This window comes from Pseudoalteromonas sp. SiA1 (assembly GCF_018732205.1).
Classification (GTDB): domain Bacteria; phylum Pseudomonadota; class Gammaproteobacteria; order Enterobacterales; family Alteromonadaceae; genus Pseudoalteromonas; species Pseudoalteromonas tetraodonis.
Genome location: NZ_CP076084.1, coordinates 1,809,258 through 1,828,044, shown reverse-complemented (window position 1 = coordinate 1,828,044; position 18,787 = coordinate 1,809,258). Strand labels below are relative to the sequence as shown.

Here is an 18,787-nt window from a genome sequence, read left to right as displayed (position 1 = left end):
TTAAGGAGTTGTGTATGAGTAAAAAGTTTACGCTCATTCCGTTAGTTGCTGCGCTGTTTTCAGGTTCGTTATTTGCTGCAGTAGAGCCGGTAACATTAGAAGACTTACCCTTGTTAAAACAAGAAAGTCAGCACGGTACAGCCAGCAAACGAGTGGCTAATCTATTTACTCGTTCACATTACACACCCGTTCGATTTAACGATGAGCTTTCGAGTAAAGTATTTGATCGTTACATCGAATCCCTTGATTTTAATAAAAGCGTGTTTTTAAAAAGCGATGTAGACTCATTTGAGCAATATCGTAACCGTTTTGATAACGCGCTTCTTAGCGGCCAGTTAGGGTTTACGTTTGATATTTTCAACTTAAGCCTTAAACGTCGTTTTGAACGTTATGAATTTTCACTGTCGCTACTTGAAAACGAAATGACGTTTGACGAAGAAGATGAATATTTTTATGACCGCGAAGATGCGCCGTGGGCAACTACCCAAGCTGAGCTTGATGAAATTTGGCGCGAACGGGTAAAATATGATGCACTGCGTTTAAAAATGACTGGCAAAGATTGGCCAGGCATTAAAGAGGTGTTGACTAAGCGCTATAAAAACGCAGAAAAACGCCTTGTTCAGTCAAAATCTGAAGACGCATTTCAAATTGTAATGAACTCGCTAGCACGCAGTATTGAAGCGCATACTTCATACTTGTCACCTCGTCGTGCTGAACAATTTAAAATGGACATGGACTTAGAGCTTGAGGGGATTGGCGCAGTATTAACGCCCGATGAAGACTACACAGTTATTCGTAGTCTAGTTCCAGGAGGCCCTGCAGACAAATCTGAGCAGATTAAAGCCGATGATCGCATTATTGGTGTGGCTCAAGAGGGCGAAGAGTTTGTTGATGTTATTGGTTGGCGTTTAGATGACGTGGTTGATCTTATAAAAGGCCCTAAAGGCACTAAAGTACGTTTACAATATTTAAAGGGTGCAGATGCTCACGGTACGCCAAAGGTAGTTGAGATAACCCGTGATAAAATTCGTCTGGAAGACCGAGCAGCAAAATCAGAAGTATTTGAAGCCAGCTATTCAGATCTGACTAGTAAAATAGGGGTAATCGAAATCCCTGGCTTTTACAACAACCTTTCTAAAGATGTAAAAGTAGAACTTGCTAAATTAAAAGAGCAAAAAGTTGACGGTATTATTATAGACCTACGTCAAAATGGCGGTGGTTCGCTATATGAAGCGACGCAATTGTCAGGCTTGTTTTTTGATCAAGGCCCAGTGGTACAAATTCATACATTAAATAATCGCATTGAAGAGCAAAAAGACCGTGATGGCATTACCTATTACGATGGCCCACTGACGGTACTTGTTGATAGATACAGCGCGTCTGCATCTGAAATATTTGCAGCGGCAATGCAAGACTATGGCCGCGCAGTTATCATAGGTGAACAAACCTTTGGTAAAGGCACTGTGCAGCAGCATAAAGGCCTCGCACGCGCTTATGATTTATACGATAACCCGCTAGGCAGTGTGCAATACACCATTGCTAAGTTTTACCGTATTAACGGCGGCAGTACGCAGCATAAAGGTGTGATCCCAGATATTACGTTCCCATCTGCCATTGACCCAGCTGAGTGGGGCGAAAGCAAACAAGACAATGCATTGCCATGGGATAGCATAGTAAAAGCACAGTATAAACAAATAGGGCGTTTAGATCCGGTCATCAGTCATCTTGAAAAACAACATGATGAGCGAATTAAAACAGAGCCTGAATTTAATTATGTGTTTGAAGATATTACCCGTTACAACGAAGAAAAAGATCGTAAAACTATTTCTTTAGTTGAGAAAAAACGTATTAAAGAAAAAGAAGAAAATGAGGCACGTGCATTAGCTCGTACTAACGAGCGTTTAAAACGTTTAGGTAAAGAGCCAGTAGAAAACCTTGACGATGTACCAGAGGTGATTGAAAAGCTCGACCCATTCCTTGAAGAAGCGGCACTAATAACGCAAGATTATATTAGATACGGTCGTATGGCTAAGCGCTAATTAAGGCTTTGCTAGTTAAAAAAAGGCGCTTAGGCGCCTTTTTTACTATCGATAATTTGCTAAATTGTTATAATCGCGGATTACCAAAAGTTGAGCTAGATCAACACTGCTCAATAAATGCGCGTACGTGCTAATAAAAATAATCAACATGCATCGAATGTGTGTAGGAGTCTATATTTTGAAGCCCATTGAAGAAAAACCACTTAAAAGTGCCACACTTTTTGATGCACTCATTCCAATTGCTGTATTAATTTGTTTGTTAGGTGCCGCCGTGTACTTATTTGGCGATGATTCATCATCAGGCCCGAATCAAATTGCATTACTGTTTGCAACTTTTGCTGCAGCACTGATTGGTTTAAAAAATGGCTACACATGGAAAAAATTAGAAGATGCAATGATTGAGGGAATTACCTTATCTCTTAGCGCTATTTTAATTTTACTCATGGTGGGGGCACTTATCGGAACTTGGTTATTATCAGGAACGGTTCCGACCTTAATTTATTACGGCTTACAAATTATCAACCCTAGCTGGTTTTACGCCGCGAGTTGTTTAATTTGTGGCATTGTAGCAATGAGTATTGGTAGTTCGTGGACCACGGCAGCGACCATAGGTGTCGCATTACTTGGCGTTGCTTCTGGACTTGGCCTAGAGCCGACAGTTACCGCCGGTGCAGTTATATCAGGCGCTTACTTTGGCGACAAGCTTAGCCCATTGTCAGAAACAACCAATTTAGCACCGGCTGTTGCTGGTGCTGATTTATTTGAACACATTCACCATATGTTATGGACAACTGTTCCAAGCTTTGTGATTGCATTAATCATTTTTGTATTTATGGGGTTCAATGCCACCGCGGCAGGCGAGTCGGGTCAAATTGATGAAATAACATCAATTCTTCAACAAAACTTTAATATTGGTTTAGAAATGTTGGTGCCTTTAATCGTGTTACTAGTTTTAGCAATAAGAAAAATGCCAGCGTTTCCGGCTATTTCTATTGGTGCTGTAATAGGGGCTGTATGGGCATTGTTATTTCAATCTGATTTGATTGCTAACCAAATAGATATGACTCAAGGTGAGTTTGTTGGTTACTTTAAACTGGTTTGGACCACCTTTTTTGACGGTTTTACTATTAGTACCGGTGATGAAAAAATGGACTCTTTGCTCAGTGGCGGTGGCATGTCAGGCATGCTAACAACCACATGGTTGATCATGACGGCACTTATGTTTGGTGCGATTATGGAAAAAACGGGTCTACTTGATATATTTGTTAAAAGTATTCTTAAAATCGCAAAAAGTACCGGTTCATTAATTGCTTCAACTATTGCTACCTGTATTGGTACCAATATTATCGCAGCCGATCAGTATATTGCTATTGTTGTACCCGGGCGTATGTTTAAAGAAGAATATAAAAAGCGCGGGTTAAAGCCGGTTAATTTGTCACGCACACTAGAAGATGGTGGCACAATTACCAGCCCGCTCATACCATGGAATACCTGTGGTGCGTATATGCAAAGTGTCCTATTAATCAATCCGTTTGATTATGCACTTTATGCATTTTTCAACCTTATAAATCCTTTCTTAGCCGTTATTTATGCTTACTTAGGTATTAAGATACTGCGTATCAAGCCTAAGCAAACGGCTTAATTTAAGTAGCTCCTTTTATCACTAAAAGGGGCTATTTTTTTGGAGTGATCATGACTGAACTACAAAAACCTCAAGCAGAATATTTAAAAGACTATAAAGCCCCCGATTTTTCAATCGAGCATACTGAGCTTACTTTCGACTTACAGCCATTAACGACTCAAGTAAATGCTTTATTAACGCTTAAACGCGTGGGTGATTCAAATGCCCCCCTGGTATTAGATGGCATTGACTTAACTTTGATCTCTTTATCGATTGACGGTGCAGAGCTCACAGATTATAAAATTATAAATCAGCAATTAATCATTAATAATCTGCCTGATGAATGTCAGTTAAGCATAGTGACGCAAACTTCACCGCAAACAAACACATCACTTGAGGGATTGTACTTATCGGGAGGCGCTTATTGTACTCAATGTGAAGCGCAAGGGTTTAGAAAAATAACCTACTACATGGATCGTCCTGATGTACTTTCAACTTTTGATGTCACTATTATTGCCGATACGGCATTTCCGCATTTGCTCTCTAATGGTAACCAAGTGGACAGTGGTGAAACGCAAGATGGACGCCATTTTGTAAAATGGCAAGATCCGTTCAAAAAGCCGAGTTATTTGTTTGCTCTAGTGGCAGGGGACTTTGATGTTTTACACGATAAATACACTACCCGCAGTGGTAAGGATGTCACCCTAGCGTTATTTGTCGATAAAGGAAACTTACCTAAAACAGAGCATGCTATGACGTCGCTTAAAAAAGCGATGGCTTGGGATGAGTCACGTTTTAATTTAGAGTATGACCTTGATATTTATATGATTGTTGCCGTTGATTTCTTCAATATGGGAGCAATGGAAAATAAAGGGTTAAACATTTTCAACAGCAAATGTGTGCTGGCAAATCAAGAAACGGCAACCGATAAAGATTACCACACCATTGAGTCTATAGTTGGCCACGAGTACTTTCATAACTGGACCGGAAATCGTGTAACTTGTCGTGATTGGTTTCAGCTGTCTTTAAAAGAAGGTTTAACGGTATTTAGAGATCAAGAGTTTAGCAGTGATTTAGGCTCTCGTGCGCTAAATAGAATTGACGCGGTAAAAGTGATGCGCACTCATCAATTTAGCGAAGATGCCGGCCCAATGGCACACCCAATACGCCCAGAAAAAGTCATCGAAATGAATAACTTTTACACCGTTACAGTGTATGACAAAGGGGCTGAAGTTATTCGTATGATGCATACATTGTTGGGTGAGGAAAATTTTCAAAAAGGCATGACACTGTATTTTCAGCGTCATGATGGCCAAGCGGTTACCTGCGATGATTTTGTTACGGCAATGAGTGATGCATCATCAATTGATTTATCACAATTTAAGCGTTGGTATAATCAGTGTGGGACACCACGTTTAAACGTTACCAAAGCGTATGATGAAAGTGCACAAATCTTCACGCTCACTATAGAGCAACTTGCGCCCCTGAATCAGCCTGATAATGCGATGTTACATATTCCTTTTGCGATTGAACTTTTAGATCAGCAAGGCCAAAGTATTGCATTGCAATACCAAGGTAAAAAGGTTGATAGCGTATTAAATGTTACTCAAGCTAAACAAACATTTCATTTTGATAATATTGAACACAGTCCAACCGCCGTATTGCTAGAAGATTTTTCAGCACCGTGTATTTTGAATCAACAGATCACTGAAGCTGATTTATTACATATTATGCGTTTTGCACGCAGTGACTTTTCACGCTGGGATGCACAACAACAATTGTTTATTAATGCACTCAAGGCAAACGTTATTTCAGCTAGTAATACACCACTAAGCGATGCCGTTATTGATGCACTTAGGGTGCTAATATCGCAACGAGAGGGTGATTTAGCGCTGATTGCTGAACTCTTAAAACTGCCTAGTTTTGATACTTTAGCTGCGGAGTTTGACGTTATTCCGGTTGATGACATTATTGCCAATATTGAGCTATTCGAACAACAAATTGCCAAACAACTACATACTGAGTTTTTAAGTTGTTATCAGGCAATCACCGATGATGGTAGTGTGAGTGCCAAAGCGGTGGCTATTCGCGCTTTAAAACAACTTTGCTTGCACTATTTAGCAAAAACAGACAGTGCTAAGGCGGCAAGCTTAATTGAGCAGGCAGCAGCATCAACAAATATGACTAATGTGCTTGGTGCTTTGAGCAGTGTAGTTAAAGCTGCGCACCCATTATCAAATCAATTACTTGCGCATTTTGACAGCCAATGGCGCCATGATGTGCTAGTAATGGATAAATGGTTTGCTTTACAAGCAATGAACAGCGCTGATGATGCCATTGAGAAAATTAAGGCCTTGTATACACATCCATGTTTTGATTTTTCAAATCCGAATCGAGTTCGTGCATTAGTGGGAAGTTTTTCGCACTTTAATACCGCACAATTTCATCGCTTAGATGGTCAAGGTTATACATTACTTGGCGATTTATTAATTAAGCTTAATGCGATTAACCCGCAAAATGCATCACGTATGTTAACGCCGTTTATGTCATGGCGCCGCTATGATGAAACCCGTGCAATTGCAATGAAAGCGCAATTAGAGCGCCTTTCGAATTTAGAAGGTTTAAGCGATGATTTATTTGAAAAGGTTGAAAAAGCTTTACAATAAATCATGATAGAACATTATTTTTATATAAATTTGAGCTATAACGAGTGCATGGATTATTACCATGGCCGGTATAGCTCAATTCAAGTAACAGCTGATAGCGGCAAAACAATTCGTTTTGCTGCGCATTATCTTCGGCCCTTCATGTCTAGTTTAGGTATTCGTGGTCGGTTTAGACTTATTTTAAGTAATGAAAACAAGTTCATCCGTCTCGAACGAGTAGCCTAGCTGTTGTTTTTTGTGATATAGATATACACAAATATTGCCTTTTTGTTAATTTCGATTTGTTCTATTGTTAATTTACGTGTATAAATTATCTGGTATGACGTCTTACCAATACGTAAACGTTAAACAAATAAAAAACTTATAACTGATTGAAGGCGACCATTTGTAATTTGTTTAATTCGCTTCTATCGTTACGATTACACTAAAAACAATAACTTGATCACACAAAAAATACCCGCGACAGGGGGGAACCAAAATGATAAGAAGATCGCTTTTTGTTAAAAATAAAATAGTACTCGGCTTAACAGCTGCGGCTATCGGTTTATCAGCAGCACAGACACAGGCTGCAACATTTGAGGTAGGCGGTTTTGATATCGCTTTCGACTCTACTTTTTCTTATGGGCAAAGTATTCGCGTAGAAGACCGTGACTTTAACCTCATTGGTAAAAGTAATAACCCATCATTTGATTGGACAGGTTATAACCCAGCAATCAATACAATTTATTCATCTCAAGATGTCTGGGCTCAACCGGGCTCTTACTCAAATAATGGTGATGCAGGCGATTTAAACTTTGATAGCGGCGAAACTTTTTCAAAGCTATTAAAAGGCACGCATGATCTATCAATAAGTAAAGATAACTACGGCTTATTTACTCGTTTTATGTACTTTTATGATTTTGAATTAATGGACGGCGATCGTGCCTACGTTAATCCAACATCAGGTCAGGGTGTAGATCCGTGTGATGATGATGATACTAAAGAGCAAAGCTGTGCTGACATTCGTTTACTTGATGCGTATGTGTGGGCAAACTTTGATTTAAATGAAGGCAAAAACCCGCTTTCTATTCGAGTTGGTCAACAAGTGGTTAACTGGGGGGAAAGTACATTAATCTCTCATGGTATTAACGTAAACCCGGTTGATATTGACCGATTAAAAGCACCAGGTGCTGAACTAAAAGAAGCGTTTATTCCGGTTGGTATGTTGTGGGCCTCATTAGGGCTTACAGAAAACATGACCTTAGAGGGCTTTTATCAATACCAATGGCATGAAACACGTTTACCAGCAGCAGGGACTTATTTTTCTACCAATGATTTTGCGGCTGAAAACGGTTATCAACAAAATGTACAGCTTGGTTTTACCTCAAATCCTGATATTGACTTAGCGTTTTTAACAGATAACTTGAATAACCTGATGGCAACTTATGGCCAAGTGGCTGCAAGCCAAGGTATTGACCCATCAAGCTCAGCTGGCCAAGAGCTATTGGCAAATATGTACTTAGCGTACCCGACCAAGGTCGCCCTTAAAGGCAAAGGCTACGATGGCAAAACAGAGCCAGATGATGGCGGCCAATATGGTTTACGCTTAGGCATGTTCTTACCCGAGTGGAACGATACAGAAGTGGCACTTTACCATGTAAATTACCATAGCCGTCGTCCACTTATTTCAGGTCGCGTATCTAATTTCACGCAAGCATCAATACAACAAGATTTAGCGATGATTGCCACCACAGAAATTACCTCTGATAACGTATCTGATTTAAAAGCATTTGCTAAAGCGACAAACGAATACCCTGAAGATATTAAACTTTACGGTTTAAGCTTTAACACTTCACTTGGTGAAACAGCGTTTGCTGGTGAGTTTACTTTTCGTGAAGACGAACCATTACAAATCGATGACGTAGAATTACTTTATGCAGCTATGCCTGAGCAATTAGCGATTGCCGGCTTACGCCCTGAATTTGCGGGTATTTCGCAAATGAGTAAAGGTGATGCTGCAAGTGTTGTAGGTCCAGGCGAGCTGGCTAAAGGTTACATTGAACGTAATACTTCACAGCTACAGTTTACGGCAACGCATTTATTCGGCCCTTCATTAGGTGCTGATAGCTGGGCAGTTGTCGGTGAAATTGGTGGTGTTCGCATCAACAATATGCCTGAATACGATGAAATGCGCTTGAATGTGTCTGGTACTGGTCGAAGCGGTATCATGCAAGGCCCTGGTAGTTCAGATTACTCTTCACTACATATGGCATTATCTAATGGACCTGAGCAAAAATCGTTTGCTACGGCGTCGTCTTGGGGTTATCGCTTAATTGCCAAAGGTGATTACTTTAATATTTACAATGGTATTAACTTCTCACCTCGTTTTGTGTTCTCGCATGATGTAAATGGTAACACGCCAGATCCAATGTTCTTATTCATTGAAGATCGTAAGTCATTAGGTGCAACTATGAGCTTTAATTACCAAAATGCATGGTCTTTGGATGTAAGTTACAACTCATTTTGGGGTGGTGGCGACACCAACACTTTCTCTGACCGAGATTACATTTCTTTTAACTTAAAATATTCTATCTAGGGGTAACATTATTATGATTAAAAAACCTACCCTCCTTGCTACAGCGTTTTGTAGTTTGTTTGCAAGCCACGCAGCGCTGGCTAAAATTAGCCCAGAAGAGGCTGCGCGCCTTGGTAAAGACTTAAGCCCAATTGGTGCGGAAAAAGCAGCGAATGCTGATGGCTCAATCCCAGCATGGAATGGCGGTATTACTGCTGCTCCAGCAGGTTATGAACCGGGTATGCACCACTTAGACCCTTATGCAACCGATAAAGTATTGTTTACTATAGATAAAAGCAATATTGATAAGTACAAAGAAAATTTAAGCCCTGGGCAAATAGCATTATTTGAAGCGTACCCAGATACGTTTAAAATGCCTATTTACAAAACACGTCGTTCAGCATCATACCCACAGTTTGTATACGATGCGACAAAGAAATTTGCTACTACAGCTGAATTAGTTGAAGGCGGTAACGGCATTAAGAACACAGCAATTGGTATTCCATTTCCAATTCCTAAAACGGGTTTAGAAGCAATTTGGAACCATTTACTTCGCTATCGTGGTCAATCAATTGAGCGCTTTGGTGGTCAAGCAGCGCCAACGGCATCGGGGTCGTACAACTATGTTGGCTTTGATGAGCAACTATTAGTTAAATATTCTGATCCAAGTGCAACGCCTGCTGAGCTGCAAGACTCTAATATTTTGTTTAAGTTTAAACAGCAAGTGACAGAGCCAGCACGTTTGGCAGGTACGGCATTGTTAGTACATGAAACCATGGATCAAATATTAACACCACGTCAAGCGTGGACGTATAATTCAGGTCAGCGTCGTGTTCGTCGTGCACCTAATGTAGCGTATGATGCTCCGGGTACAGCAGCAGATAGCTTACGTACTACCGATGATTTTGACATGTTTAACGGCTCACCAAATCGTTATAACTGGACGCTAAAAGGCAAGCAAGAGCTTTACATCCCATACAATAGCTACAAGCTTCATAGTGATAAGCTAACCTATGATGATATTTTAAAGCCGGGCCACATCAACCCAGAGCATACACGTTATGAAAAACACCGTGTGTGGGTTGTTGAAGCAAACTTAAAAGATGACACGCGCCATATTTATAAAAAACGTGTGTTCTACATTGATGAAGACAGCTGGCAAGTACATGTTACCGATATTTACGATAATCGCGACCAACTGTATCGTGTAGCAATGGCTTATGGCCTTAACTACTACGAAGTACCGACTCAGTGGAGTACGCTTGAGGTTTACCACGACCTTAACTCACGTCGCTACTTAGCCATTGGTTTAGATAACCAAGAAAAGATGTATGATTTTTCTCAGTCATTTAATGATAATGAGTTCACATCGAGCGCTTTACGTCGCGCTGGCAGATAGTATAAAAGCAGGCACCTAGTTTCCTAGGTGCCTTTTTTCTTTCACATCGCGTTTGTCTATTAACGCACAGGTTTTCCTCTTTATAACAGACAAACAAATCCTCAGTTCAAGGCGAATTTAATTTATGAAGTATTTGGTTTATGCCAGCCTGATCCTAAGCGGTGCGAGTTTTGCACAAGACGCACCTTTAAGTGCGATTAGCGCGATTAATGCAGATAAAGCACTCCTTACCGATATCACACAAACCTCAGCAGGGCTCATTGCTGTGGGTAAGCACGGTACGGTCATTAAAAGTGTTGATGGTAACAATTGGCAACAAGCACAATCAGTGCCTACACAAGTATTACTAACGGCGGTTGAATTTACTAATGATTCTCACGGCTGGGCATGTGGACATGACGCCACAATTATAAATACCACCGACGGTGGTGAAAACTGGCAGTTACAACAAGCAAAGCCCTCACTTGATAAACCCTGTTTAGATATTTATTTTAAAGACGATTTACATGGTTATGCCGTGGGCGCCTACGGTATGTTTTATCAAACCAGTGATGGCGGCGAACATTGGCAAAAACGTTTTTTAGATTCACTGTTATTTAGTGAAGATAGAGCGTACTTAAACGATTTAAAACAAACCGATCCCGAAGGGTATGAAATAGAAACTTCGTCTATTTTGCCACATTTTAACCGCATAGAACCGACTAGCACGGGTTTAATGCTGGTCGGTGAGATGGGCTTAATGGCAAAAAGTGATGACGATGGCCAAACTTGGCAACGTTTAGATGAAATTTACCCTGGCTCGTTTTTTGGTTTTGCTTCTGATTCATCGCAACAAATCGTCGCAGGGCTACGCGGTAATATTTTCGTAAATAAAACCGACAGTGGACAATGGCAGCATTTAGAAAATGACAAAACCGCCACTATTAATAGCATTATCAACTACAACAATAAACAATGGCTATTACTGGCTAATAGCGGTGTTATTTTTCATCTAAAAGATGATGAGTTGTCATACGAGCAATTGGCCGATGGTAAGGCAATACTTGATGGTGTAATTGTTAAAGATAGACTTATTCTGGCGACAGAAAATGGCATTAAAGTGAAGGAGTTGACCCCTTAATGCAAGCAATTTTAGATTTTTTAGAAAAAGCGATTTTTAGACACCGCTTAGTGGTGCTCATAAGTTTTGTGTTGATCACCTGTTTATTGGTTTTTAAAGCAACACAGATTCAACTTGATGCGTCATTTAATAAAAATATTCCGCTCAATCATGAATACATGAAGGTATACACTAAACATGAGAAACAGTTTGGTGGTGCAAATAGTATTTTAATTTCCGTATGTGACGACAGCGGAGATATTTTCAATCCTGAATTTTTTACCCAATTAAAAGCAGTGCACGATCAGCTTTATTTTATTCCTGGGGTAAATCGTCCTTTAGTAAATTCTATCTTTTCACCCAGTGCCCGTTTTGTTGAAGTCGTTGAAGACGGTTTTGCCGGTGGCCCTATCATTCCAGCTAACTTTAAAGCAGACAAGCAAGGGTTAGGCGTTGTAAAAGAAAATATTGAAAAGGCAAAAGTAGTTGGTCGTATGATAGCAAGCGATTATTCGTGTGCCATGGTCACCGCCCAACTGTTAGAGACTGATCCGCAAACACAAGAAAAATTAGACACTCTCGCGTTTGCAAAAAAATTAGAAACCGAAATTCGTGAACCTTTAAGTACTGATAATATCAGTATTCATATTATCGGTTTTGCAAAAATGGCTGGCGATATCGCTGAAGGTGCAAAAGGGGTTGTTTTATTTTTTGCCATCGCGATTGCGTTTACATTCGTCATGGTATGGCTATTTTGTGGCAGCTTGAAACTCACTATTTTACCGATTGTGTGTTCTATTATTGCCGTTATTTGGCAGTTAGGATTGCTTTCTAGCTTAGGCTTCGGTCTTGATCCTATGTCTATCTTAGTGCCATTTTTAGTCTTCGCTATTGGCGTAAGTCACGGTGTGCAGATGATCAACGCCATTGGTAAAAAAGTCACTGAGGGCAAAACGACCGCCGTATGTTGTCAATCTAGCTTTAGAGCTTTGCTGGTACCAGGTGGGATTGCGTTGTTATCAGATACGGTTGGCTTTTTAACACTTTTAACTATAGATATCGGCATCATTCGTGAACTGGCTATTACAGCAAGTTTAGGGGTGGCTGTTATTATATTTACTAATCTTATTTTATTGCCTGTATGGGCATCGTATATGCGTTTTGAAAACAGCATCCATATTCAATCGGGTGATGCCAACAAACCGAATATACTCGATGCAATGCGCGATTTATTAGTTAAAGCAACTGACCCAAAAACAGCAAAAATCATTATTGGTTTCACTCTGGTTTTATTTGCACTGGGCTATTGGCAAGCGGATAAAATGCGAATCGGTGATTTACACGCAGGTGCGCCATCGTTGCACCAAGATGCACGTTACAACCAAGATACCTTTTTAATATCGGACAAATACACCATTTCGTCTGATATTTTAAAAGTGATTGTGGAAGCATACCCTGCGGCCTGTACAGAGCACGATGTAATGGAACGTATATCGCGTTTTCAATATAAAGTTGAAAACTTAGCAGGTGTGCAGTCAGCAGTGAGCTTAAGTTCAGTGGCACAATCAGTCAATGCCGGTTACAACGAGGGCAATTTAAAGTGGCAAAGTTTGCCGCGCAATTCTGCCAGCTTAGTGCAATCAACGTCACGTGTGGAAACAAGCACAGGGTTATTAAACGGTGATTGCTCGGTAATGCCGGTGATTATTTTTTTAGACGATCACAAAGCACAAACAATTGATAACGTGATTGCAAAAGTAAAACAATTTGCTGATGAAGAGGGCACAGACAAGCTTGCTTTCAAATTGGCATCAGGGCCAGTTGGTGTTATGGCTGCAACGAATGAATCTGTTTCAGCAGCACAAATACCCATGATGCTCTATGTTTACGGTGCGGTTATTATTTTATGCTTACTTAGTTTTAAGAGTGTAAAAGCAACAATTGCGGTGGTATTACCCTTGTACATAGTATCAACCCTTGCACAAGCACTGATGGTACAGCTTGAGATTGGTCTGACTGTTTCAACGTTACCAGTGATTGCTCTGGGTGTAGGTATTGGTGTTGATTACGGTATTTATATTTTGTCATCGATGATGGGGCAGTTAAAACAAAACGTACCATTGAGTATTGCTTATCGTAATGCATTAGTTGAACGTGGTAGTGCGGTGTTATTTACCGGTATTACATTAGCGATTGGTGTAAGTACGTGGATTTTTTCTGATTTGAAGTTCCAAGTTGATATGGGAATTCTGCTTACCTTCATGTTTTTAGTAAATATGTTGGGCGCAGTGTTACTTTTACCTGCAATTGGCAGCTTGCTCTGGACTGACCAGAAAAAATAAGGTGAATAAATTTGCTCCAAAATGGCCAGTAATGGCCATTTATATCTATATTTTGTGAATAGATGACCAAATAGCTGAAATGCTTAAAATGTTTTCATCGAAAAGGCTGTTTATTAGTTTCAAAAGGGTTAGAATTTAACTGACTCCACGCTAATAAATGGCTGTACAAATACTCTGCTAAACTAGCAGTGATAGATTAAGGAACATACAATGACACGAAATGAAGGCCAAGCCTCGGTTATTTTAGATAACGTCTGTAAGCTTATCCAGAAAAAAGTTCGCGCTGATAATGTGTTACTCGTTGAGAAATTCGCCAAAGCCTTGTACAGCAATATGTCTAAAGAGGATTTGGCAAATCGCAACGACAGTGACTTATATGGTGCTGCACTTAGCCTTTGGAATTCGCTAGAAAAAAATACATCAGATGACGCAGTTATTCGCGTTTTCAACCCTGAAGTGGCAAAAGATGGCTGGCAGTCATCGCATACCATTGTAGAGATCATTGCTAAAGATATGCCATTTTTAGTTGACTCTGTGCGTATGGCCATGACACGAGAAAACATTGCCTCTCACTTACTTCTACATAGCCCACTGAAAATTCAACGTGATAAAAACGATAAAATATCAGGGTTATCAAGCTTAAAAGCAGAGCAAGAATCAACATCAACAAAAACAGTATTCTTCATAGAAATTGACCGTCAAACAGATGCTACTGTTATTGAGTCTTTCAAAAAAGAACTTGAATCTGTACTCGTTGATGTATCGGTTGCGGTTGAAGATTGGCAGCCTATTCGCGAAAAACTAATCGCAGTTAGCAAAAGCTTACCTAAAAGCCACAAAGATAAAAATGATAACGAAATAAATGAAACCGTTGAGTTCTTAGATTGGCTAGTAAAAGACAACTTTACATTAATGGGTTACCGCCAATATGAGCTTTCGCCAGTCCAAGGTGATTATCAATTAAAAGGTAAAATGGATACCAGCTTAGGGTTAATGAAAAACTCAGATGCTGAGCATACACGTTTGCTTTCTGAGTTACCTGAAGTGGCTCGTCAAGAAGCACGTAGTAGTAACTTATTAATTTTAACAAAAACCAATTCATTATCTCGAGTTCATCGCCCAGCCTATATTGATTATGTGGGTGTTAAGCGTTTTGATGACAAAGGTAATGTGATTGGTGAAGACCGTTTTATAGGTTTATTCTCATCTAACTTTTATAATAACAGCGCTGCTGATGTCCCAGTTCTTAAAAGCAAGATTAATCGCATTATGGATATGTGTGATTTTGCTAAGGGTACACATGCATACAAAGCGGTATTAAACATCTTAGAAACCTACCCACGTGACGAATTAGTGCAAGCTCGCGAACATGAGCTACTTGAAGTTGCTATGGGCGTGTTACAAATTCAAGAACGCGATATGTGTCGTTTATTTGTTCGCAAAGATGCATACGGTCGCTTCCTATCTTGTATGGTGTATGTACCACGTGAACGTTATAACACGGCGCTGCGCCGCGAAACGCAGGCTATTTTAGCAAATGCATTTAATTCTGACGTTAAAGTCGAATTTACTACCTATTTCTCAGAGTCAACACTGGCGCGTACTCATTACACCGTTCGTGTGACCGATAACAATATTGAATATAACGTGAAAGACATAGAAAATAATCTAATAGAAGCCGCTCGTACCTGGGAAGATAAACTCCAATCAGCCTTACTCGAATCTGCTGGTGAAGCACGTGGTAACGAATTAAACCGTAAATACTGCAACGCTTTTGCACGTTCATACAAAGAAGAAGTACTACCAAGTGCCGCTGTTGTTGATATTGAAAAGCTAGAAATGCTAAACGATGACAACAAACTTGAGATGTTGTTTTATCGTCCACAAGAAGAGGCGAGCAGCAATATTGTTCGTTTAAGCTTATTCCACAAAGATGAGCCAATTCACTTATCAGATGTGATGCCAATGCTGGAAAACTTTGGTTTACGTGTTGTAGGTGAAACACCTTACTCAGTTAAAACCAGTGATGGTGGAATTAATTGGATCATGGACTTCTCAATGCTGATTGATAGCAAAGGGATGGCCGATTTTGATAAAATTTCCGCACGTTTTCGTGCCGCACTAACCAGTGTGTGGGCAAATCGTTTAGAAAACGATGGTTTTAACCGTTTAGTGTTAATGGGTGGGTTAACCGGTCGCGAAGCATCAATTTTACGTGCGTACGCTAAATACATGCGCCAAATTGGGGTTACTTTCTCGCAAACGTACATCGAAAGCACCTTTGCTAATTACCCACACATCGCGGCTAAAATCGTTAATTTATTTGCTAAAAAATTCTCAGTTAAAAGTCCTGCAAGTGCTAAAACACTTGAAAAACTAGGCTTAGAAATTTATGCAGAGTTAGAAAACGTAGCGAATCTTGATGATGACCGTATTATCCGTTTATACGTTGATATGATTGTTGCAACGCTGCGTACAAACTACTTCCAAAAAGATGCTGAAGGTAAGTTTAAGTCATATATTTCACTTAAAATTCAACCAAGTTTAATTCCAGAAGTACCACTGCCTGTTCCTGCGTTTGAGATTTTCGTTTACTCGCCGCGTGTTGAAGGTGTGCATTTACGCTTTGGTAAAGTTGCGCGTGGCGGCCTTCGTTGGTCAGACCGTCGTGAAGACTTCCGTACTGAAGTTTTGGGCTTGGTAAAAGCGCAGCAGGTTAAAAATACCGTAATTGTACCGGTTGGTTCAAAAGGTGGCTTTGTATGTAAACAACTACCTAGTGAGCGCGAAGCGTTTATCAAAGAAGGCCAAGAATGTTACAAAATCTTCATTCGTGGCTTATTAGATATCACAGATAATATTGAGCGCGGCGAAGTTGTACCTGCTGTTGATGTTACTCGTCATGATGAAGACGATGCGTACCTAGTGGTTGCAGCGGACAAAGGAACTGCGACTTTCTCTGATATCGCGAACGGTATCGCAATCGAATATAACTTCTGGCTGGGTGATGCGTTTGCATCAGGTGGTTCAGTAGGTTACGACCATAAGAAAATGGGTATTACTGCGCGTGGTGCATGGGAGTCTGTCAAGCGTCATTTCCGTGAAATGGATATTAACTGTCAAACCACAGACTTTACTGCCGTTGCCATTGGTGACATGGCCGGTGATGTATTTGGTAATGGTATGTTGTTATCAAAGCACATTCGTTTGCAAGTGGCGTTTAACCACTTACATATTTTTGTGGATCCAAACCCTGATGCAGCTGCTTCTTACCCAGAGCGCGAGCGTTTATTTAATTTGCCACGTTCATCATGGGAAGATTACAACAAAGAGTTAATTTCAAGCGGCGGTGGTGTGTTCTCTCGTGCAGCCAAGTCGATTACGCTAAGCCCAGAAATGAAAAAAATGTTGGGCACTAAAAAAGCCAGCATGACGCCTAATGAATTGATCAAAGCCTCACTTATGATGGAGTTCGATTTATTGTGGAATGGCGGTATTGGTACATACATTAAGCACTCTAAAGAAACAGATGCGGATGTAGGGGACCGTGCAAACGATGCACTGCGCATTAATGGTAAAGACCTTGGTGCTAAAGTCTTTGGCGAAGGCGGTAACTTAGGGGCAACCCAGTTAGGTCGTATTGAATTTGCTGCTAAAGGTGGCCGTGTAAATACTGATTTTATCGATAACGTAGGCGGTGTTGCGTGTTCAGATAACGAAGTAAACATTAAAATCTTACTTAATGGTTTAGTTGCCGAAGGTGATTTAACACGTAAGCAACGTGATGAGTTACTTTACTCAATGACCGACGAAGTATCTGAATTAGTGCTTAAAGACTGTTATCGTCAAACACACACTTTATCGATTACCCAATCGAAAGGGACCTCAACGCTTAAAGAAAAAATTCGTTTTATTCATGCGCTTGAAAAAGAGGGCAAGTTAGACCGTGCGATTGAGTTTATTCCGACGGATGAGGAGTTAGCAGAGCGTGCTGCCGCAGGCAGAGATTTAACACGTCCTGAGCTTTCAGTGTTGGTCTCTTATGCGAAAATGGTTCTTAAAGAGTCATTAGTAACCGACGAAATTACCGAAAACCCTTACTATCGTCAGTTATTGGTTAAATCATTCCCACGTCCATTACGTGAGAAGTTTAACGATGCTATGAATAATCACCCACTACGCAAAGAGATCATTGCCACTAAGTTAGCAAATAATATTGTTAACGATATGGGCTTAAACTTTATGGTGCGTATGAATGAAGAAACAGGTGCAAACGAAGCTGAGATTGCATTATGTTATTCAATCGCAAGTGAAATATTCCAAATGCGTGACACTTGGTTATCAATTAGTGACTTAGATAACAAGATACCGTCTAACGTACAAACAGAAATGTTGTACCAGTTACGTCGTACTGTTCGTCGTGCAACTCGTTGGTTCTTACGTCACCGTACGAAAGCACAAACAATTGAGCAATCAATTGAAGCATTTGCACCAACATTTGCCGATTTAAGTGAAAACTTAAATAAATACATTGTTAAAGCAGAAAGCGATCGTATAGAAAGTGCACGTGAAGAGCTAACGCAAAGCGGTGTTCCGGTTGAGATTGCTCAGCGTATTGTATCGTTATCAAGCTTGTTCTCTGTAATGGACTTGACACAAATTGCGCAAAACTCTAATCGTAAAATCGATATGGTATCGCACACTTACTTCAAACTTGGTGCGCAAATGGGGCTACATTGGTTCTTAGACCAAATTACTAATCAACCTGTTTCAAACCATTGGCAAGCACTTGCGCGTGCTTCATATCGTGAAGAGTTAGATTGGCAACAACGTACATTATCTGAAGTAGTGTTAAACAGCTTTGAAGGTGATAGTAGTGATGTTGATGGCCAAATTGAACAGTGGATGGATAGCCAAGATCTGTTGTTACAGCGCTGGAAACAAATGCTCACTGAATTTAAAACATCGCAAAGTCATGACTTTGCAAAATTCTCAGTTGCACTTAGAGAGCTTATGTTACTAGGCCACAACTGTGATACCTCTGCAAAGTAATAAACTGCAACTGAT

General features: G+C 40.2%; 9 protein-coding genes. All 9 read left to right on the top strand.

Annotation, left to right across the window (positions count from 1 at the left end; genetic code table 11):
- The first annotated feature begins 14 nt into the window (after positions 1-14).
- The 9 genes from prc to KK487_RS08330 all read left to right on the top strand — a co-directional run bounded on the left by prc (position 15) and on the right by KK487_RS08330 (position 18,772).
- Complete coding sequence (gene prc, locus KK487_RS08370; RefSeq protein ID WP_016900379.1) at positions 15-2,039, top strand: carboxy terminal-processing peptidase; 2,025 nt, start codon at positions 15-17, stop codon at positions 2,037-2,039.
- A 157-nt stretch (positions 2,040-2,196) separates the two neighbouring features.
- On the top strand, positions 2,197-3,681 hold the full coding sequence (gene nhaC / locus KK487_RS08365; RefSeq protein ID WP_016900378.1) for a Na+/H+ antiporter NhaC: 1,485 nt from the start codon (positions 2,197-2,199) through the stop codon (positions 3,679-3,681).
- Positions 3,682-3,731: 50 nt separating this feature from the next.
- Positions 3,732-6,326 (top strand): aminopeptidase N, encoded by a 2,595-nt coding sequence (pepN, locus tag KK487_RS08360; RefSeq protein ID WP_013465036.1) that lies wholly within the window; start codon positions 3,732-3,734, stop codon positions 6,324-6,326.
- Positions 6,327-6,329: 3 nt separating this feature from the next.
- Positions 6,330-6,551, top strand: a complete 222-nt coding sequence (locus tag KK487_RS08355) for a DUF2835 family protein (RefSeq protein ID WP_016900377.1) — start codon at positions 6,330-6,332, stop codon at positions 6,549-6,551.
- A gap of 253 nt (positions 6,552-6,804) precedes the next feature.
- Positions 6,805-8,901: a DUF1302 domain-containing protein gene (locus KK487_RS08350; RefSeq protein ID WP_013465034.1), complete on the top strand. Its 2,097-nt coding sequence runs from the start codon at positions 6,805-6,807 to the stop codon at positions 8,899-8,901.
- Between the two features lie 13 nt (positions 8,902-8,914).
- On the top strand, positions 8,915-10,279 hold the full coding sequence (locus KK487_RS08345) for a DUF1329 domain-containing protein (protein WP_013465033.1): 1,365 nt from the start codon (positions 8,915-8,917) through the stop codon (positions 10,277-10,279).
- A gap of 124 nt (positions 10,280-10,403) precedes the next feature.
- Positions 10,404-11,399: a WD40/YVTN/BNR-like repeat-containing protein gene (locus KK487_RS08340; RefSeq protein ID WP_013465032.1), complete on the top strand. Its 996-nt coding sequence runs from the start codon at positions 10,404-10,406 to the stop codon at positions 11,397-11,399.
- The gene (locus KK487_RS08335) at positions 11,399-13,720 is read left to right on the top strand and encodes an efflux RND transporter permease subunit (protein WP_024603054.1); all 2,322 of its coding nucleotides are present in this window, start codon (positions 11,399-11,401) and stop codon (positions 13,718-13,720) included. Before KK487_RS08340 ends, KK487_RS08335 begins: the two co-directional genes overlap by 1 nt.
- Positions 13,721-13,930: 210 nt before the next feature.
- A complete protein-coding gene (locus KK487_RS08330) occupies positions 13,931-18,772 on the top strand; it encodes an NAD-glutamate dehydrogenase (protein WP_036954632.1) in 4,842 nt (1,613 codons plus the stop codon).
- Positions 18,773-18,787: the final 15 nt, after the last annotated feature.